The 20,496-nt window shown below is 41.9% G+C and carries 14 protein-coding genes and 1 tRNA gene; 9 read left to right on the forward strand and 6 right to left on the reverse strand.

What is annotated here, in order from left to right; genetic code table 11:
- Positions 1-166 precede the first annotated feature (166 nt).
- Positions 167-4,882: an AAA domain-containing protein gene (locus DFP82_RS07355; RefSeq protein WP_110923077.1), complete on the forward strand. Its 4,716-nt coding sequence runs from the start codon at positions 167-169 to the stop codon at positions 4,880-4,882.
- A gap of 49 nt (positions 4,883-4,931) precedes the next feature.
- Here the strand turns inward: DFP82_RS07355 and DFP82_RS07360 are convergent, their stop codons facing one another.
- Positions 4,932-7,112 (reverse strand): ATP-dependent helicase, encoded by a 2,181-nt coding sequence (locus DFP82_RS07360; RefSeq protein WP_110923078.1) that lies wholly within the window; start codon positions 7,110-7,112, stop codon positions 4,932-4,934.
- A 373-nt stretch (positions 7,113-7,485) separates the two neighbouring features.
- Between DFP82_RS07360 and ychF the strand changes: the two genes are divergently transcribed.
- From ychF to DFP82_RS07380, 4 genes are all read left to right on the forward strand, one after another.
- Positions 7,486-8,577, forward strand: coding sequence for a redox-regulated ATPase YchF (gene ychF / locus DFP82_RS07365; protein ID WP_110923079.1), 1,092 nt, complete (start codon positions 7,486-7,488; stop codon positions 8,575-8,577).
- Between the two features lie 129 nt (positions 8,578-8,706).
- A complete protein-coding gene (locus DFP82_RS07370) occupies positions 8,707-9,282 on the forward strand; it encodes a hypothetical protein (protein WP_110923080.1) in 576 nt (191 codons plus the stop codon).
- A 79-nt stretch (positions 9,283-9,361) separates the two neighbouring features.
- A complete protein-coding gene (locus tag DFP82_RS07375; RefSeq protein ID WP_110923081.1) occupies positions 9,362-10,795 on the forward strand; it encodes a deoxyguanosinetriphosphate triphosphohydrolase in 1,434 nt (477 codons plus the stop codon).
- Positions 10,796-10,900: 105 nt separating this feature from the next.
- The gene (locus tag DFP82_RS07380; RefSeq protein WP_110923082.1) at positions 10,901-11,581 is read left to right on the forward strand and encodes a TetR family transcriptional regulator; all 681 of its coding nucleotides are present in this window, start codon (positions 10,901-10,903) and stop codon (positions 11,579-11,581) included.
- Between the two features lie 147 nt (positions 11,582-11,728).
- Here DFP82_RS07380 and DFP82_RS07385 read toward each other — a convergent pair whose 3' ends face one another.
- Complete coding sequence (locus DFP82_RS07385; RefSeq protein ID WP_110923083.1) at positions 11,729-12,412, reverse strand: TetR/AcrR family transcriptional regulator; 684 nt, start codon at positions 12,410-12,412, stop codon at positions 11,729-11,731.
- Positions 12,413-12,630: 218 nt separating this feature from the next.
- Positions 12,631-13,419: a TatD family hydrolase gene (locus DFP82_RS07390; protein WP_110923084.1), complete on the reverse strand. Its 789-nt coding sequence runs from the start codon at positions 13,417-13,419 to the stop codon at positions 12,631-12,633.
- A 191-nt stretch (positions 13,420-13,610) separates the two neighbouring features.
- Here DFP82_RS07390 and DFP82_RS07395 point away from each other — a divergent pair, with 191 nt between their 5' ends.
- A complete protein-coding gene (locus DFP82_RS07395; protein WP_110923085.1) occupies positions 13,611-14,276 on the forward strand; it encodes an acyltransferase in 666 nt (221 codons plus the stop codon).
- Between the two features lie 21 nt (positions 14,277-14,297).
- Here DFP82_RS07395 and tfpB read toward each other — a convergent pair whose 3' ends face one another.
- Together tfpB and tsaA are read right to left on the reverse strand one after the other, a co-directional pair.
- Positions 14,298-16,085: a type IV pilus assembly ATPase TfpB gene (gene tfpB, locus DFP82_RS07400; RefSeq protein ID WP_110923086.1), complete on the reverse strand. Its 1,788-nt coding sequence runs from the start codon at positions 16,083-16,085 to the stop codon at positions 14,298-14,300.
- Between the two features lie 50 nt (positions 16,086-16,135).
- Positions 16,136-16,993 (reverse strand): tRNA (N6-threonylcarbamoyladenosine(37)-N6)-methyltransferase TrmO, encoded by an 858-nt coding sequence (gene tsaA / locus DFP82_RS07405; RefSeq protein ID WP_110923087.1) that lies wholly within the window; start codon positions 16,991-16,993, stop codon positions 16,136-16,138.
- 355 nt (positions 16,994-17,348) lie between these two features.
- Between tsaA and DFP82_RS07410 the strand changes: the two genes are divergently transcribed.
- Both DFP82_RS07410 and DFP82_RS07415 read left to right on the forward strand, forming a co-directional pair.
- A complete protein-coding gene (locus DFP82_RS07410; protein ID WP_110923088.1) occupies positions 17,349-18,122 on the forward strand; it encodes a ferredoxin--NADP reductase in 774 nt (257 codons plus the stop codon).
- Between the two features lie 159 nt (positions 18,123-18,281).
- Positions 18,282-18,367: transfer RNA gene (locus DFP82_RS07415), tRNA-Leu, on the forward strand.
- Positions 18,368-18,649: 282 nt separating this feature from the next.
- Here the strand turns inward: DFP82_RS07415 and DFP82_RS07420 are convergent.
- Entirely contained in the window at positions 18,650-19,441 is a 792-nt protein-coding gene (locus DFP82_RS07420; protein WP_181416266.1) for a tetratricopeptide repeat protein, read from the reverse strand.
- A 762-nt stretch (positions 19,442-20,203) separates the two neighbouring features.
- Here DFP82_RS07420 and DFP82_RS07425 point away from each other — a divergent pair.
- Positions 20,204-20,496: aldehyde dehydrogenase family protein (locus tag DFP82_RS07425; RefSeq protein ID WP_146221330.1), on the forward strand; the 293-nt coding region annotated here is incomplete at its 3' end.

Below are 20,496 nucleotides of genomic sequence, written 5' to 3' on the forward strand. Positions count from 1 at the left end.
CAAATATTAGATGCAATCTATCGACATAAATTTCTGTGCTATAGTTTGGTTTTTTCTTAAAGTTACTTTTAGTTGAATACAGAATAAGCGATATTGGAAAGATAAAATTAGCAGGATTTTAGTGATATTAATCAATGGTTTTTTGATGATTGGGAAAATTTAATAAATGAGTATTTACGCACAAAGACTGGCTTCTCAGATTGAATTCATCAAACAGTGTGCTTTGATGAAAAAAGCACCTACTCAAGACTTTACGAAGCACAGTGACTTCACTTGTACAGAAGAGCAAGTATTAAACCTGCCTGGTATCAGCCTAAATATCATAGATGATAGCTCTGAGGATGTTTGGTTGCGTTTAGAACGATTGCGTGAAAATCCAGTGCCTCAACCTAGCAGCTCACTGTTAACACATTGGTTAGTATTTCCAGTCAAACTTAGCGACCAACCGTCATTAAAAGAAAAAACATCTGTGCAACCATTCATCGATGATGGTTTAATGCTTGCAGACTCTACAGAGGTATTTACTCCATTTGAAGTTGAAAACAGTCATCAAAATGAGTCGTTAGATGAAGCACCATTAAAGACAGAAGTTTATTTAAAAGACTTTCCTGACAGAGCATCTCTACAAGATGAATTTAACGATTACCTCAAAGATATTTGGAAACCTTGGCTAGCAGAAGAAAAGCTCGTTCGCCAAAGCATTGCTTTGTATTCTAGCCTATTCATGCTGAATCAACAGCTTCAAGGCAATCTTGCTGATGCACAGTTAGAATTGGTGTGGGGTGTGGGTATTGCCACACGAAAAAGCACGGACGATGAGCAGAGTAGCAAGCAGATAAAGTATCCACTATTGACGCAATCTGTTGAAATCACCTTAGATCAAAAGACAATGGCATTACTCATCAAGCCTACCCTATCTACTCCCACGCTTGAAACGGAACCTTTTTCTATAGAAGAAAATCAAGGTTTGGCTAAGTTATTAAAGAACAGCAAAGATTTTTATGATTCAGAAGATGTGTCCTTAAGTCCTTTTTTGCCAAGTAGCTATGAGCCTATCTTAAAATCAGCGGTTACTTTGCTTGATTCCTCTGGCGTTTATCAACCAGATCATACTAGTGCAGATGATCGAAAAATCCCTAAAGCGCAAAACAACCTGATTGTTACTGACACATGGGTCATTATGGCGCGTCCTAGAAGTAACAATATCTTTTTGCAAGACTTAAATAACTTATCCATTCAGCTAGAATCCGTCACTGACATTGATTTACCGAGCGCCCTTAAGGCAATGCTGACAGAGCCTGCTACAGAAAACAAAGAAACTATACTTCCTGCTTATCGTGGTTTGTCTATGGTGAGTGGCAGTGATAGCTATATCGGCACGCCAGCCGAGCTATATTTCCCCAAAGCATTCAACGATGAACAAGTACAAATCATACAACAGTTAGATGTTCACGATGGCGTGGTCGTTCAAGGCCCGCCTGGTACAGGTAAAACCCATACTATTGCCAATGTCATTTGTCATTACTTAGCGCTTGGCAAGCGGGTACTGGTCACGTCGATGAAAGACCCTGCGTTAAAGGTGTTACAAGGACAACTGCCTGAATCTATTCGCCCTCTCGCCGTTAGCCTACTGACCAGTGAAAACGAAGGGTTAAAGCAGTTTGAACATACCATCAAAAAAATATCGAGCGAAGTGTCTAGTATCAATCGCGAGGTCTACAAAAAAGACATTGTCATGTTTGACACTCAAATTGATACCATCCATGCACAGTTAGCCAGCACTGATCATAAAATTACGGCTTGGGCACGGTTAAACCTTGATGATATCACTATCGACAATGAAACGATCAAGCCCATAGATGCTGCGACTGAGGTTGCTCAAAACAGACAGCTTACCGAAAGCTTTCCCGATAAGTTGGGTATCGAAGAGACCTTTAAACCTCGATTTACTCATGCTGATATCACAGCGCTAAAAGATGCAAGAGTAAATCTCGGCAAGGATTTGGGTTATCTTAATAAAAAAATTCCTGCCGTTGCACACATGCCTCCTACCAACGCTATCAAGCAACTTCATAAGGATTTGAGCTATCTCAATGAGTCGCAAGCAGCTGAGCAGCAAGGAGAATTGCCAAGCTTAATCAATGACAGTGCTAGTACAATAAATATTGCTCAGGAAATCACTGCCAATACATCTCGTCTAACTGACCTACTACAAAAAATTGTCGCGGCTGGGCAGCGCTGGACGACGGATATTCAGCAGCATTTAGCTAATGAGACTAAGCAAGACATCATCGACCATTTCACTATACTAAACGATGAGATCAAAGCACTTTTTGATGAGAGAACTATTTATTTAACCAAACCTATTACGATTCCTGATGATTTTGATAAAAATCCAGAGCTCGTTGACGCGGTGAAAAATTTATCTGAAGGCAAAAAACCATTTGGTCTCGCTGGTATTTTTGGTAAATCTGCTGAAAAGAAAAGCCTTGAGTCTATTACGATAGTCTCATCAGCACCATCAAGTACGGCAGATTGGCAGTATATATCCAACTTTATAACGTTTAGAAAAAAATCTCAAGCGCTTATCCTTCGCTGGAATGCCTTATCAAATGAGCTGTCCTTACCGATATTTGAGGTAGCGCCTGATAATCTGTCTGCATTACATTCAGCCGTTCATCTATACGATGAAATCGTTGCTAGTAACCACTTGCAGCACAGTATCAAGCAGGCGTTAAGCACTATATTCATAGGTTGGGATGTTATTTCTGCAGCACCTTATGACACCGATATCTTGGCTGAGATTGAAAGTGTTCTTAAACAACATTTAAAGAGACATAATCTGGCTGAAAGTCTCACGCTAAAAGAGACATTACTTAATAATCTCACTGATTGTAAAGGCGCGATTATTGAAAAAATGACGGTCTTTATCACTCAAAATATTGGTGATCCACGTTTATCTGACGATCAATTACAAACAGACTATCAAGAACTGTTAAATGAGCTGCAACGCGTGAATAACCTTGCAACAGACTTACAGACAGTCGCTGACGTTACCCAACTCATTGAAGATAACGGTGCACCACTTTGGGCAAAGAAATTGCGTTTTGAATCTTGTCATAACTCTCAAGGCACATGTGTGTCGGATAACTTGCAATCAGATAATTTACAACCTGACGACTTACTGCCTGATAACTGGCAGCAGATTTGGCGAATTGGTAGACTGACAAGCTTTATCGACAGCATAGATGGTCGTAAGGAATTGGTTCAACTGGCAAAAACTCGTGGCAATTTAGAAGTAAATCTGGCAAGACTCTATCAAGAAGCCATCACCAAAAGAGCTTGGCTAAAAGTTGCAGAAAATGCGACACCAAACGTAAGAGCATCTTTAGAAAAATACCGCTCTGCCATTATGCGTATCGGTAAAGGAACGGGCAAAGGCGCGCACTATTATCGCCGTGAAGCGCGCGAAGCCTCTGCAGGAGCAAGTGCTGCTATCCCGTGTTGGATTATGCCGCATTATCGTATTTCTGAATCCTTGCCAGCAGAATTTGGCAGTTTTGACTTGGTTATCATCGATGAAGCTTCTCAATCTGATTTAACGGCATTGCCAGCCATTATGAGAGCCAAGAAAGTATTAATCGTTGGTGACGATAAGCAAGTATCGCCAGAAGGCGTGGGCCTCGATATCGAAAAAATTCGCAATCTGATGTCACAGTATCTGAGCAATCAAGTCCCTGTTTATCGCTCACAAATGTCACCTGATCGTTCAATATATGATTTATTCAAAGTCGTTTTTGCAGATAGCAGTGTGATGCTAAAAGAACATTTTCGCAGTGTGGCACCTATTATTGAGTTCTCAAAACGTGAGTTTTACAACCATGAGCTGATACCTTTGCGTAAAGCCAAACCCTCAGAACGCTTAGACCCGCCATTGATTGATATTTATGTCACCGATGGCTATCGGATTAAAGGCTCTGATATTAACCCGTCAGAAGTCAGATTTATTGTCGATGAAATCAAAACCCTTGTTTCTGATCTAGCTTACAAAGGTAAAACCATCGGTGTTGTCTCATTGCTAGGCAATAAGCAAGCACATAATATTATGGAGATACTCAATAAAGAGTTGGATGAAGCGGTAATGACTGCTTTTGATATTGCTTGCGGTGACGCCAAAACCTTTCAGGGTAAAGAACGCGATATCATGTTTTTGTCATTGATAGTGGCACCTGGAGCTGCTCATGCACAAACGAGAGATACCTTCGCCCAGCGAATGAATGTCGCTGCTTCAAGAGCACGCGATAGAATGTATTTGGTACGCAGTATTGAACTGGATGAGCTAAGCCAAGCCGATCACTATCGAGCAGAGCTTATCAAACACTTTCAAGCCCCTTTCATGCAAGATGAAGAAGAAGTCTCTGATTTGCGTGATAAATGTGAGTCTCCCTTTGAAACAGAAATCTTTGATCTTCTGATTGAGAGAGGCTATCGAGTGGTTCCGCAGGTTAAAGCAGGTGCCTACCGAATTGATATAGTTGTCGAAGGTGAAAACGATAACAGCCTAGCCATAGAATGTGATGGTGATAGATATCATGGGCCTGACAAATGGGAAAGCGATATGCAACGTCAGCGTATTTTAGAGCGTGCGGGCTGGAAATTCTGGCGCTGCTTTGCCTCCACTTTTGTCACTCGCAGGAATGAAGTTGTTCAAGATTTATTGGCAGAACTAGAGCGTTTAGAGATTTATCCAATCACTACCGACACAGCATATAGCAGCTCATATGTTGAATCTAGAGTCGTCACAACTGTTGATGCACCACAGATCGATATTGAAACTGACATTGATACCAACATAGATAGTGAAACGGAGACTGACGCTTAAATATATAAGAGTCAGTCAATGCCAGTGCGATAGTAATATACTCACAATATCACCACCACACTGGATCATCATTTTCCAGACTAGGATGTTTAGCCGTCTCTACCGTTACCTCATCAGCAGACAGCTCCGCGATAAAACGTGATGGCTTGTCAAAATACCCTGAATAACTGGCGAAGTAATCAGGCGCCGTTAGATATAATCTGGTCTTAGCTCGACTACAAGCAACATAGAATAATTTCCGTTCCTCTTCTAGCTCCTCAAAGTCATCCAAAGAGCGATGGTGCGGCGTGATACCGTCGACCAATGAGTTGACAAACACCACTGGCCACTCTAGCCCTTTCGCACTGTGAATGGTCGAGATAGTGACTTTATCTTTACTTTCTTCCTCAGGTTGACTGGTTGTGGCTACCGAATCATTGGGTGGATCGAGTGCCAAGTTTTCTAAGAAGTTATCTAGGCTGCTGTGTTCTGTTGCCAAATTTTTGAGCACACGAAAGTCCTCGTTACGCTCTCGCCAATTCTCTTCAATCGTTTTTAAGACAGGAATATAGAACTCTAAAATATGCTCAATGACCGTCTCGACTGATTCAGCCTGATTTGCCTTAGTAAGCGTATGATACAAAGGCTCAAGCTGTTCGCTTTTTTTAGCAAACTTCGCTGTGAGTAGTGGCTCAAAAGAGTTGTTATCGGCATTAATCGCTTGGGTCAAACGCGTCGCGGTAACTGTCCCAACGCCTTGGAATAAGGTCAAAATTCGATGCCATGCAATCGTATCATTGGGGTTATAAAGAATTTTAATAAAGGCTAAAACGTCTTTGATATGTCGCCTTTCAACGAACTTAATACCGCCCACCACGATAAATGGAATATGACGCTCCATAAACTCTAGCTGGACATAGTTAGACTGAAAAGACGTACGGCACAGTACCGCAAAATCATTGTACTCATGATCTGACTTTAGCTCGATGATTTTATCAGCGATATATTTGGCTTCTTTTGTCTCATTGGTTAGGCGGCTAAATACTGGCTTGTACCCACTTATCGATGCGCCAGAGTACAGTTGCTTTTGATAGCCTAGCGTGATTTGCGCTGACAAGGCGTTGATATAATCTAAAACAGCGGGCGTACTGCGATAGTTTTGTTCGAGCTTAATCAGCTTGGCATCAGGATAGGTCTCACCGAATAACAGAATATTTTCGTAATTGGCACCGCGAAAAGCATAAATACTTTGATTGTCATCACCGACCACCATCAGTGATACCGAATCAGGCTCACAAATCAAATCTATCAGCTGCTTTTGCGGAATATTGGTGTCTTGATATTCATCAACCATGATATAGCGATATTGGTTTTGTAGCATTTGGCGAAAGGTGTCATTGATCTTTAAATGGCGCACGACCTGGCTAATTATGTCATCAAAATCATAGAGATGATTGGCACGCTTATACTCATGAAAATCGACCGCCAATTGCTCGATAATCGGAATATGTACGGCGATATCAGGATAATTGCTTTCGATTAAATCGCGGATATGAATACGTCTATTCCGAGAGCTAGAAATGATATTTTGCAGTGTCTTCTTACGGGGAAAGGCTTGGCTTTTGGTTTGCGCAGGATACTTTTTTTCTTTATGGATTAAGTCGATGGCATCTTCACTGTCGCCAGTATCTAAAATCGTAAATCGCGGATTGATACCGAGTAGACCTGAATATTGGCGCAGCAACATATTGCAAAATGAGTGAAAAGTACCACTGGTAATATCGTTGAGCCGCTTATCAGTTGGCAGTTTATCCTTGGCCAAATCCTCATCAGACAAACTATTAGTCAATAAAGTCTTTGCACGATTCTTGATTTCATTGGCGGCTTTACGCGTAAAAGTCAGTAGCAAGATGCTTTTGGGCGTGACCCCGTTTTCTAACAAATAACTGGTCCGGTACGTGAGCGTTTTGGTCTTGCCAGAGCCTGCACCTGCAATGACCAACACTTTGCCTTCAATAGTTGTGGCTGCTAATAATTGGTCGGGATTTAACTCACGGGCATAGTTTACTTTCAAGCCTAATTCACTATTGAGCTTTTGATTCAGTAGCTCAATATTTGCATCATCATTAGCATCGATTAAATTTGCCTCTAGCTTTTTAATCGCCTTTTCCAAACGTGCCAGCTTGGGCTTAATCTCCATGAAATTCTGCGGATAATTATAGTGGCGCGTATCAAAGATCGTGGTAGTCATTGTAGGGTTTTGCCTTTCATTTTATTTTAGCTGCCTTTATCGATACGGCGCATTTATCATTTATACCTAGGGCGTGTCGTCAATTAGCACATTAATACATTTAGCGTTCATAATGAGGACTGCTCGTACAGTGTAGCGAGTCGTAGGCGCTTACCTGTCATACGCCTACAAGCCAAACTATTATTTTATAACACAGCTTACCATAATCGATAAAATGGCAAAATTGCCAGTCATGAGAAGAAGCAAAATTTCAGTATACAATACAACAACCTCACCCCTATTCCGGTAAATTTGCTACAATGTGCCCAATTTTGATTTATCATTTAACCAATCTTTATACCAACTGATTTTATTAATACATTGAGAGAATGTTATGGGTTTTAATTGCGGCATCGTCGGCCTACCAAACGTGGGTAAATCTACCTTGTTTAATGCGTTGACCAAAGCGGGAATCGCCGCTGAAAACTTTCCATTTTGTACCAAAGATCCCAACACGGGTATCGTACCAGTACCAGACCCACGCCTGAAGAAATTGGCTGATATCGTTAATCCTGAACGCGTGCTACCAACGACCATGGAGTTTGTTGATATCGCAGGTTTGGTTGCAGGCGCGTCAAAAGGCGAAGGCATGGGCAACCAGTTCCTAGCCAATATTCGTGAGACTGATGCGATTGCTCACGTCGTGCGCTGTTTTGATGATGACAACGTCGTCCACGTCGATGGCCGCGTCAGCCCGATTGATGACATCGAAACCATCAATACCGAGCTCGCATTGGCAGATTTAGAGGCCGTTGAGCGCGCTATATTCAACTTGACCAAAAAGGCCAAAGGCGGTGACAAAGACGCTGGTGCTATGCTTGATATCTTCAAAAAAATCGAACCATTATTAGCAGATGGTCAGGCAGCACGTGCCGCCAATCTCGATGCGGATGAGAAAAAACTCATCAGAAGCTATGGTTTAATCACACTAAAGCCAACCATGTATATCGCCAACGTCAGTGAAGATGGTTTTGAAAACAATCCTTACCTTGATGCCGTTCGTAACTACGCCACTGGTGAAGACTCTATCGTCATCGCGCTGTGCAACCAAATCGAATCTGAAATCGCTCAGCTTGATGAAGACGACAAAAAAGACTTCCTAGCTGAGATGGACATGGAAGAAGCCGGTCTTGATCAAGTAATCCGTGGTGGTTATGACTTACTTGATATGCAAACTTACTTTACCGCTGGTGTTAAAGAAGTGCGTGCTTGGACTGTCGCTATTGGCGCAACTGCCCCACAAGCTGCTGGCGTGATTCATACTGATTTTGAGCGCGGTTTCATTCGTGCCGAAGTCATTGCGTATGATGATTTCATCGAATACAACGGCGAAAAAGGCGCAGGCGCTGCTGGTAAATCGCGTTTGGAAGGCAAAACATACATCGTGCAAGATGGCGACGTGATGCATTTCCGCTTTAACGTATAACTTTAAGCGGTAAATAGCATTTAAAGTTAATAAGCCGATGTTGGAGATTCTCCATCATCGGCTTTATTTTACATACTAATTGTTATATTATAACATATCTTTATTTTTGCTTATTTGAGGATTTATATTATGGCTGCTTATTTCTCTTTTTCTAAACTCGCAGGTGCTGCGCTCATAGGCAGTGTGGTGACAGGTTCACTATTGGGCTGTCAACCCAGCACTGACACTGAGGTAGTAACCGCCGTAGAGGATCAAGAAGGCCATGAGCATGATCACGAAGGTCACGAAGGTCACGAAGGTCACGAAGGTCACGAAGAGCATGACGAACACGATCATGAAGAACATGAAGGGCACAATCACGAAGATCATGAAGGACACGATCATGAAGGACATGAGGGTCATGACCATGCCAGTGCAGGCACGCCATTCTCTTGTGAGCCTACTGCTACTATCGATGTTTCTTACGGTAACGACAGTACGCCACAGACAGCGACCCTACTCATCGATGGTCTCGAGTACGATTTAACAGCTGCTGCTGATAGTGACGCTGATAAAGCCATCTATACGAGTGATATTGGCTTAGATGATACTCATGGCATCATATGGCAAGTAAGTGGTGACAAGGCAACCTTGCTCAATAAAACATTGGACAGCAATGTGGCTATCGACGAGGAAGAAGTACTTTTTAACTGCCAGAAATCTTAATGTAGTTCTCTGACTATATATCTGTACCAAGGGCCCTATTTTGCTATGCTATAGGCTCCCTTGGTTTCGGATGTTTAATATGCTAAGTACACCAACCTCTTTGCCGTCTCCTACCACACAATGGTCTCATCTGCTCAACTCGCAGCGTCTTGGCGCTGCCAAAAAATTTAATGCCAATACGAGTACCCGCTCCCAGTTTCATAAAGACTATGACAGACTGGTATTTTCGCACTCCTTTAGACAGCTCAATCAAAAAACTCAAGTCCATCCGTTGACCAATCAGCTCGGCATTCATACTCGCCTAACACATTCGCTTGAGGTCTCATGTATTGGACGCTCTTTAGCAATGATGGCAGCAGAAAAGCTCCATGATAAATTAGGCAATGGCCTACCAGCAGGTATCTCGCCAGCGGATGTCGGCGTTATCGTACAAGCCGCCTGTCTCGCTCATGATATTGGCAACCCGCCTTTTGGTCATGCAGGAGAATACGCCATTCGGGACTGGTTCAGGTTGCCTGAGCCGCAGGAGATTTTGCAAACCTTGAGCCACCATGAGCAGCTAGACCTACTGGCATACGAAGGTAATGCGCAAGGGTTTAGATTGCTCGTCAATAACGAGCACCATCCGGATAAAGGCGGCATGCGTCTCACTTGTGCGACCTTAGGTGCCTTTATGAAATACCCTTGGTTAGCGACGCATAGCAACGATACTTCTCACAGCTTACATTCAAGTGGCATTGCAACTAACGTGCAAAAATTTGGCTGTTTTTATAGTGAGGCCGCACAGCTAGAAGAGCTAGCAGCGTGCTTAAATCTGCCGCGCTCTGAGCAACACGATGGCTTTGCGCGGCATCCACTGGCTTACTTACTAGAAGCGGCAGATGATATTTGCTATGCGTTGATAGATTTAGAAGATGGCATCAATCTAAACATGCTCACTTATCAGGAGGTTGCCACGATATTTTATGAGCTGATTAGTGAGCGCCCTGATAGTATCAACTTACCAACACACATGTCCGTTAGACAAAGTCTTGCGTCATTGCGAGCACGAGCCATGATGCGTTTGGTAAACACTGTGACCGATGCCTTTGTTGCCAATAGTGATACCCTGCTAGCCGGAAAACTCCAAGGCAGTCTATTTGACCACTGTGATATCAGTGTGCGAAGTGGCATCAACCAAGCAAAGCAATTGGCACGTGAGAAAATATTCAATCACCCAAACAAAGTAAGAATGGAGTTAATGGCCAACCAATGCTTGCATCGTTTATTAAATGCTTTTATGCCATTGGCTTGGACAGGCAGTAGAGCAACATCTGACCCTCAATCCATGTCCTTTGAGCAGCAGCGTCTATCAAAGTTGCTACAGCCACATCTTGACGAACATCGCCGCGTATTGTCAGACAATGTCTATCTCAATATTTTAAATATTTTAGATTTCGTTACTGGCATGAATGACCATGAAGCGTATCGATTGGCGCAGGAATTGCAGGGTCATTGGGGCACAATGGTTTAAAAGACCAGTGCATGGTTTAGTAAATGAATACAAGTTGCGTATTTCATTCGTATTTTTACGCTGAAATGAGTATGATAAACACCTACCGGACAATTTTGAAATATTATGAGCAGTCGCGAACAAAAGAAACTTCAAACTCGGCACGCCTTTTTTAACGCCGTGCTCGATTTATGTATGACAGGGCAATCTTTTAGCTCTATCAGCCTAAGACAAGTCACGCGCGAAGTTGGCGTTGTGCCGACCGCATTTTATCGACATTTCGATGATATGGAATCGCTCGGACGTGCGTTGGTGGTTGAAGAGTTAGGAGGCACGTTGGCCATATTAAGCGATAGCTTACAGATTGGTCGCAAGCGTAGTTTCGATCGTCAAATTGCCAAGAGTATTCAGCTGTTTTTGTATATGGTGAGCGATCAGCCTTATTACTGGCAGTTTTTGGTCAGTGAACGTTATGGCGGATCGGAGTCTGTCCGTAAAGCTATCAATGAGCTCACAAAGAAGCATGCTCAAGGCTTGGCGGATGATCTAGCACTACAGCCAGCATTTACTCATATCAATGACTATGACCGTCGGTTATTGGCCGAAGCTGGGGTCAATATGTTCTTCTCTTGGATTATCGACTGGTTGGAGCTGACGTACACAGAAGACCATGATGACGAGATAGACTTGAACGAGATTGAAGAAAACAAGCAGATGATGCTCCATAACTGTACTCGTCAAGCACAGATGCTATTTTATGGTGCTTATAATTGGAAATCTACAGAAGAAACCCTATTAGAAGATTAGGTCTCGGTATGTGTAATTAATTCTTAAAAGCTATAAAAAACTAAATGCTGTGTGTTGCCATAATAAATATGACAACACACAGCACTTATAATGATATTGCTTACGACATTAAAACTGAATAGACAGTATTAAAGCTCAATAAACCGCTTAATAATTGGTATTGCGATGCTCTTCTGACTCGGTCTCAATCTGTTCTACCAATTCTTGCATATCTTCATCCATCACCTCATCATCCACAGCGGGATAATGACTGGGCAACTCTAGTATTTGCTGGACGAACGCATAACGCAAAGTATCTCGGCGACCCAAATAACGCTGATAAAAGCTTGAGTTTAATAGCCCTGCACCACCTTGACCCATTGCCCAAATAGACGATAGATAATCACGCGTACTCAAACTGCTGTGCTCATCTTTCAAATAAGCACTGATGATATCAATCAAACGCTTCATACGCTGACGGCGGATATCATACAGCTCACCAAATAAGCGATTTAGGCCCGTTACCGATGCAGCCAAACGCTCTTCGATTTGATTCAGTAGCATGGCTTTTTGTGGATTAAATAACTGCTGAAAAATCATCCGAGCAACACCGGCCGATGGGCAGTCATCAATGCGATTGATATCAAACAGGTGTTCTTCGTAACGGATAATAATACGCAAATAAAGCTCATCTTTGCTGGAGAAATGCTTATATAGTGTCCCTTTAGCCAAATCTAGCTGGTCTGCCAAACTGTCTAAAGTGATATCACCATCGCCCGACTCAAGTAGCAATTGCTCTGCCATTGCTAAGATATTTTCTTCTCGTACCTTGAACTGATGCTGACGACTCATAGTCTCTCCTAAAACTTGATAAGATTAAGCATACGACTGTCGTTTACGTTAACACACCAACATCAAGAGTATGGATCCATACAGAGACTGCGCGAGGACGACAAGGAATATGCTTATATTTTCTAAATAGTCATTAACAATCATATGATTACGCCTGCTTGGAGCAGGTCATTATAAGGCTACATGATAAATGACTGACTGGTCATAGCATAACCATTTTAATGGTACTGTGCCAGTAAATTTTCAAAGTTTTTTGCAGTCAATGCACCAACGTCTTTGCTACTACAGCCATACATCTCTGCGATACAACTGGCCACGTAGGGTACATAGGCTGGCTCATTGGGCTTGCCACGTTTAGGCACAGGTGCTAGATAAGGGCTATCGGTTTCGATAAGCAATCTGTCTCTAGGCATATTTTTTGCGGCATCTTTGATTTGTTGCGCACTTTTAAAACTGACAATGCCAGAAAATGAGATATAAAACCCTAAATCGAGTGCTTTTTTTGCGGTATCCCAATCTTCAGTAAAGCAGTGAATGATGCCGTGTTCTGCCCCTTCAGCTTTTAAGATATCGATTGTGTCTTCTTTGGCATCACGCATATGGATGACGAGTGGCTTCTTTAGGCTTTGACTGGCATGGATATGACGGGCAAGGCTGGCTTGTTGTTCTTTTTTATTTTCTGTTGACCAGTAATAATCTAATCCAGTCTCTCCTATCGCCCATACATAATCAGCATTGGCTGTTTCTATCAGGCGCTCGACGGTCGCTGATTGTAATATAGCCATATCTTCACAAGGATGAATACCCACACTCATGCCAAGATTCAGTGTTTCATCCGCGTACGTTTTGATAATGTCAGCAATATCATCATATTCAGCAAAATCACACATAATCGCCATCGCACGAGTGACATTAGCTTCTTTCATAGCGGCTATTGCGCCAGACAGTTGGCCATCATACTTCGTCAAATCTAAACGGTTAAGATGACAATGGGTATCAGTAAACATAAAAATCTCGTTAATAAAAATTGATAAATAAAAAATATTAAAGTTAAAGCTTCGAATAGATAACTGTATTTATTGCTCTAGAATAGGCTATTTTCAAGTGCTGTTTGACGGTACACTATAAAACGCTTAACCAGCAGACACTTTTATCCTTTTGACGACCTCTATTTGATTACTTGCATAAGCCCTTTATTATGACCCATAAAAAAACCATTACCCTGCCTCCTATCATCAAGACACTATTACCTAAACAGCTATACGGACAACGGTTTTTATTACAAGACAAAGGGCATCGCAATCATATCGATATCGCCGCAGATGCACGTATTATTGGCAAGTCAGTTATTACCATTCGTCAAGGTCATGACAATCAAATTACCATCGGTGAGCATGGTAAATTTAATAAGCTAAACATAGACATCAATGGCAGTCATAATCGCATAACCATTGGAGAGAAAGTCAAATTCTCTGGGCAACTATTAATTGTCGGCAACCATTTACACATTCATATCGGTAATCATACTACGGCGATTGACTGTTATATTTTGGCACGTGACAAAAGCGTAACTATTGCTGAATCTTGCATGATATCTCGTGGTATTGAGATTCGTGCTACTGATGTCCACAAGGTTTACGATATAGACACCAATGCACGAGTAAATAACGCACATTCTGACGTCATTTTGGGAGACCATATTTGGGTTGCTGCCAATGTGACTATTTCTAAAAACGTCTCTATTGCCAGTGGCTGTATCATTGCAGCAGGTGCTTTCGTCAATAAGCCAGTCGAAACACCAAACTGTATGGTTGCCGGCACACCAGCAAAAATCATTCGTCAAAATGTACGTTGGGAGCGCTAAAAGCGATTTACAATTTGATTCTTAATTCAATGGCACTACTCGCATTACCTCTTCTATGGTCGTCACCCCGTCACTAATGCGCTTCGCACCAGACAACCTTAGTGGCTGCACACCTTCACGGTATGCTTGCTGCTTAAGTACGTCTAAGCTCGAATCAGCCGCAACCAGTTTTTTTAGTTCATTTGACAACGGCATGATTTCATAGAGGCCCACACGTCCTTGGTAACCTGTATGACGGCAGTGCTCACAGCCATTTGCAGTATAGATTTGTGCTGGGGCTGGCGCGCGCCAAGGCTGTACCAACTCTTGCCACTGAATCGCAATCTCACTGTCTGGTGTGACATCAACGGCTTGCTTACAATGCGTACATAATGTACGTAGCAGGCGCTGTGCCATCACTCCTAGTATGGTTGCCGAGGTTAAAAACGGCTGAATACCCAAATCATGCAAACGAGTGAGAGAGCTAGGTGCATCATTGGTATGTAGCGTCGAAAGCACCAAATGCCCAGTTAGAGAAGCTTGCACAGCCATATTAGCTGTTTCCGCATCACGGATCTCCCCGACCATAATAATATCAGGATCTTGACGCATCAAAGAACGGATACCCTCCGCGAAATGCAAATCAACACCTGAATTCACCTGCATTTGGTTGAAAGCAGGCTCAATCATCTCGATCGGATCTTCAATCGTACAAACGTTAACCTGCTCTGTGGCAAGCTGTTTTAGTGTGCTATATAGCGTTGTGGTTTTACCCGAACCCGTTGGACCTGTGACCAAGATAATACCGTTGGGATGCGCCGTCAGCTCATGCCACGTCTCAAGCTGCTTGCCAGATAAGCCAAGCTGCGCAAATGAACGCACCAGCACTTCAGGGTCAAATACACGCATGACCAGTTTTTCACCAAACGCAGTAGGCATGGTAGAAAGACGTAGCTCAGTTTCTAACCCTTTTGGCGTACGGGTTTTTAGTCGACCATCTTGTGGTTTGCGCTTTTCTGCGACATTGAGTCTTCCTAATATCTTGATCCGTGCTGTGACTGCAACGATAATTGCTAAGGGCATCTCATAGACGGTATGCAGCACGCCATCAATACGAAAACGTACCTTGCCAGTCTCACGCCGCGGCTCAAGATGAATATCACTGGCACGCTGTTCAAAAGCATATTGCAACAGCCAGTCGACAACTCTAACGATATGTTGGTCATTCGCATCGGGATTGGTGTTGTCACCTAACTGCAGTAACGCTTCAACATTAGTGACATCAGCTGCCGCACGCTTGTGAATACTATTCGCGCCTGCAATGGCTTGTGTGACTTGATAGAACTCTTGTCGATAGCGATTGATCTGTTCAGGATTAATATAGACCGTACGATAAGTTTTAGACTTAATCAGCTTTTCAATGTTTGAGTGCCAATCGGTATGAAACGGCTGATCTGTGCCAATGACTACTTCATCCAGTGTGACTTCAATAGGCAAAATATGCTGTGAGCGTGCATACTCAAAAGACATCAGCTGCGTCACAGCAGGGACATCAACTTTCAACGGGTCGATACGCACGAGTGGCATACCCGCTTTAGCAGCCAGCCATTGATTAAGCCACGGCAATGTTAATTTGCTCTCAGAGTCACTATCAAGCGCATGGCCATTTGGCAAACCAAACTCGTTGATGGTCAACAATGGATGCTGCGTCTTATCACGGCGGCTCGTAATGACTAAATTATAGCCCCGTTGGTCAATCACTTTATCTGCCAATAGCTCATCTAGACACCAACGCAAATCAATCACTATTGAATATTTATGCTCAGACATATTTTTCTTCTTTTATCGTTTTAGAATATATGGTTAAAAATGATATCAATTCACATCACTTCTACAACGGCGGTTATTTGTAGTTCATTTCCAGCTATTAACTGAAAGCTCACATCAACAGATTTATAGCGCATGGTGAACGGCATATTTATTTGAGTACGACGATACGCTGGACGAGGATCTTGCGCAATGAGTGCCTTAATAATATCGATATCAGAGGGTAATAATTGACTTTGCATCTGATGCATAAGCGTCGTAACCGTATCCTGCTCTATATTTATCGCTTTCTCATTATTAATAAGCTGTCCAGTATCAGCTAACGCTACAAACTGCTCATAAGCAGGCTCGGTCATCGTCACTGCTAACAGCGTAGGAGCCGTAGGTGCAAAGCCACTCTCTGCCTCTACAAGCGCATCGCTATACGTCACATACGGCTTAATATCGACAATAGGCGTGCCATCTATCATATCTGCACCGCTAATAATAAGAAATGCTCGTCCTTGTATAACCTCTACACGCTCCAGCTTGACGACAGACAACCCTAGTGCCGATGGACGATACATACTACGACTGGCAAACACACCTATTTTTTGATTGCCACCCAACCGTGGTGGCCTTACTTGTGTGCGAAAGCCAGTGGTTTTTGTAGTATCCGCATTTTTATTAGCCAAATTGTCTTTTTTTATATAGTTATGATGAAACTGCCAACTGATCCAAATATGGCTAAACGCTTCCAAGCCCACGAATGCTGCTGGCGTATCGTAAGGCGCAAGCATTTCGATAACACTGGTTAGTGCTACCAAATTTGGCTGACGTGGCGCACCAAATTTTTGTGATAAGGGTGCACGGTGGTAACCCACTATGGGCGCATGATGATGTTTATCTAACTGTGCATCGTCACCAGACATAAAAGTCTCCAAGAAATCTACTAATAACCAAAACCTGCCAATATAAACCAGTTTTATCCAGTGATACACAATTACTCACTAACGATATTCCATTTTATCATGCCACATAGTAGCGGCTAGGCGGATTTTTATTTTAAATTTTGGTATTATGAGCGAGAATTATTATTGAGAATAGATTGCATCACGATAATAGTGGTCTTTATCTCATTAATAAGATATAAAATATACTTCGACATTTGGACACTGCCTGACCATTTAATCGTCATCATAATAAAAGTTTGATGCAGTGCTAACCCCTAATGACACATTCAATTAATACTGTTGACGCACACAGCGACTACTTAACGAGGACTTTATGTCAAAACTTCGCACCGAAACGGTTACAGAGGTTCGTCATTGGAATGACTCTCTATTTAGTATAAAAACCACTCGCGACGACGGCCTACGTTTTCGTAATGGTGAATTTGCGATGATTGGTATCGTCGTCGATGGCAAGCCATTATTACGTGCTTACTCGATTGCTAGCCCCAACTACGAAGACCAATTAGAGTTTTTCTCTATCAAAGTACCAGATGGTCCACTGACCTCACGCCTGCAACACATTAAAGTAGGCGACGAGCTGTTGGTTAGCAAAAAACCAACTGGGACACTAGTACTAGATGATTTATTACCGGGCAAGCATTTATACATGCTATCGACAGGCACAGGACTGGCACCATTTTTGGCGTTAGCACGTGACCCTGAAGTGTATGAGCGTTTTGATAAAATCATTTTGGTACATGGCGTTCGTCATGCCAAAGATTTGGCCTATCGTGAGATGTTCGAAACTGAGTTGGCCAATGATGAAATCTTTGGTGAATGGTTCCGCGAAAAATTCATTTACTATCCGACTGTGACTCGTGAAGAGTTTAGAAACCAAGGCCGCATTACTGACCTTATGAAATCAGGTAAGTTCTTTGAAGATATTGGCTTGCCACCGATGAATAAAGAAGATGACCGTGTGATGATTTGCGGTAGCATGCCATTCAACGCAGAAGTTTCTGCTATTTTGGATGACTTTGGTCTAACCGTCTCACCACGTATGGGTGTTCAAGCAGATTATGCGGTCGAACGTGCCTTTGTAGGATAAGTGATATATAGAATATATCGGTTTTTTTGATTTAATCGCAAATTATATAAAATAATTCTTGACGATAAAAAATAGCCTGCTATAATATGCAGCCTATACAGAGTTAACCCTGTAGCCCAATTCGATAATACCTATCTAATAGATATTATTACCTAACATGCCAGTGTGATGGAATTGGTAGACATGACGGATTCAAAATCCGTTGCCTAATAAGCGTGTCGGTTCGAGTCCGACCACTGGTACCAATACATAGTTCTATACTATCTTATAGAATAGCTAAAGCCCCTGATATCAGGGGCTTTGTTGTATCTGGCGTTCTATACTGTCCTATGAATCTATCCCAATCCATGCACATTAAGTGTACTGAATTTGAAGAACCATTCTGCTCTGTTAAAACATTCATACTTTCAAAAAACTCATCGGCTTCAGCTGACAGAGTTATGCCAAATGATAACCTCATGACTAACACTTGATAAGTACATATCTATTTTAAGTTTTTAAAATCACAGTCTCTCTTATTCAATTGGCTACAACTCATCACAACTCGGCTGATATCCGTTGTCACAAGATTTGCTATACCACTCTTGGGATTGAACTTTGTCTTGCGCCATGCCTCTGCCCTCAAAGTACATCAAGCCAAGACTGTTCTGCGCTTCGGCTATTTCTTGATTTGCAGCTTTTAGATACCATTCAGCCGCTTTTGCATCATCAAGTTTAACCCCTCTACCAGTTTCGTACATATCACCAATATTGTTTTGAGCTCCCGCATATCCTTGAGCAGCAGCCTTTCTTAGCCATTTGAGTGTCTCTGCATAATCCTGACTCACCCCTTGGCCTTTATCGTACATTCCAGCAAGATTATACTGAGCTAGTGCAAAACCTTTATCCGCTGATTTTCGATACCATTGAACTGCTTTATCATAATCTTGAGGAATACCTTCACCGTGCTGATAAAAAGTTCCAAGATTGAATTGAATCTCAGCATTGCCCTGATTAGCAGCTTTTTCATACCACTCAATGGCCTTGGCATCGTTTTGACGTACGCCAGTGCCATTGCTGTACATCTCTCCAAGTGCATACTGGGAAAATGCCCTTCCTCTATTAGCAGCGGCTTTAGTCCATTCAAATGCTTTGACATCATCTTGACTAATATCATTACCAGTACTGTACATATAGCCAAGAGTGGCTTGAGTAGTAGCGAGTCCTTTGTTCATTAAAGTATTTACAATACCAAGATCTGCAACAGCAGGTATGGTTAAACCACTTGATAATCCTATTATCATCATTTTATGAATTAATGTCTTGTTAATTTTTCTCATGATAACCATTCTTTCTCATTCAGTTTTTGATGAGCGTCACAACTGAGCTCATAGTCGATTTGATTTAAAAGTAGTACAAAGCAACCTAGTGTAGATGTATATTAAATATTTCAAACTAGGTTAACGCTGTAATACTTTTATAGTGGAATGACTATATAACCATTTTTTTAAGCTTTGCTATACCACTCTATCAATTCGACCTTGTCTTTAGCGATACATCTGCCTTCCAAATATAACTATATAGAATTATATAAACATTTGTTTTTTAATACATCTTTTATTTCATCTTATTGCTGATAAATATAAAAAATAAACCACCCTAATCTTAGCCTTAAAACCGATTAACAGGTTTAGGATGAACGCTCAGCAATACTAATATTAATTCATTCTGCAATCTCGCTTACTACCCACATTACCCCTACTTGTGTCAGCTGTATTTTCTTAGGGCATATTGAATCGCAACGATCAGAGCTTTCAGTAGTCATTGAAAGTGACTGTTGAAAAACTAAGCTATAAAAAACTATTAGTTTGTATTAACTAAACAGTCTTTGACTTTTACTAAAAAATAACATGAAAAGTACTATCAAGGAGACCCATCCGCCTTTATTTAAAGCTATAACTTTTAGTAATAGATAATTGAAATGTTTAACGTAAAAATTAGCTTTAACTTGAATAAGAATATCAGTAGCATGAAATTAAGACTCGATCAGGAAGATCAGTTGAAGGCATTTAATATGCCTTTTTCACAACAAGGAGCAGTTAATGTTATATCCCTATCCAAACACAGAAAAAAGCCAAGTCCAATTCCGCGAAAAATACGACAACTTCATCAATGGTGAGTGGATTGCACCCGTTGATGGTGAATACTTTGACAACACCAGTCCGATAGATGGCAAAGTCATCTGCCAAGTTGCTCGCTCAAAAGAAGCTGACATCGAAAAAGCCCTAGATGCGGCTCACGCTGCCAAAGATGCGTGGGGCAAAACCAGTGTGACCGAACGCGCCAACATCCTCCTCAAAATTGCTGACAAAATGGAAGCCAATCTTGAGTCTAT

The organism is Psychrobacter fozii (assembly GCF_003217155.1).
GTDB lineage: Bacteria > Pseudomonadota > Gammaproteobacteria > Pseudomonadales > Moraxellaceae > Psychrobacter > Psychrobacter fozii.

Bases quoted from the DNA above. Each gene is read 5' to 3' on its own strand.
- DFP82_RS07370 (WP_110923080.1), top strand. From the start codon at position 8,707: ATGGCTGCTTATTTCTCTTTTTCTAAACTCGCAGGTGCTGCGCTCATA.
- DFP82_RS07360 (WP_110923078.1), bottom strand. From the start codon at position 7,112: ATGACTACCACGATCTTTGATACGCGCCACTATAATTATCCGCAGAAT.
- ychF (WP_110923079.1), top strand. From the start codon at position 7,486: ATGGGTTTTAATTGCGGCATCGTCGGCCTACCAAACGTGGGTAAATCT.
- tsaA (WP_110923087.1), bottom strand. From the start codon at position 16,993: ATGTCTGGTGACGATGCACAGTTAGATAAACATCATCATGCGCCCATA.
- DFP82_RS07385 (WP_110923083.1), bottom strand. From the start codon at position 12,412: ATGAGTCGTCAGCATCAGTTCAAGGTACGAGAAGAAAATATCTTAGCA.
- DFP82_RS07375 (WP_110923081.1), top strand. From the start codon at position 9,362: ATGCTAAGTACACCAACCTCTTTGCCGTCTCCTACCACACAATGGTCT.
- DFP82_RS07390 (WP_110923084.1), bottom strand. From the start codon at position 13,419: ATGTTTACTGATACCCATTGTCATCTTAACCGTTTAGATTTGACGAAG.
- DFP82_RS07395 (WP_110923085.1), top strand. From the start codon at position 13,611: ATGACCCATAAAAAAACCATTACCCTGCCTCCTATCATCAAGACACTA.
- DFP82_RS07380 (WP_110923082.1), top strand. From the start codon at position 10,901: ATGAGCAGTCGCGAACAAAAGAAACTTCAAACTCGGCACGCCTTTTTT.
- DFP82_RS07420 (WP_181416266.1), bottom strand. From the start codon at position 19,441: ATGAGAAAAATTAACAAGACATTAATTCATAAAATGATGATAATAGGA.
- DFP82_RS07355 (WP_110923077.1), top strand. From the start codon at position 167: ATGAGTATTTACGCACAAAGACTGGCTTCTCAGATTGAATTCATCAAA.
- DFP82_RS07410 (WP_110923088.1), top strand. From the start codon at position 17,349: ATGTCAAAACTTCGCACCGAAACGGTTACAGAGGTTCGTCATTGGAAT.
- tfpB (WP_110923086.1), bottom strand. From the start codon at position 16,085: ATGTCTGAGCATAAATATTCAATAGTGATTGATTTGCGTTGGTGTCTA.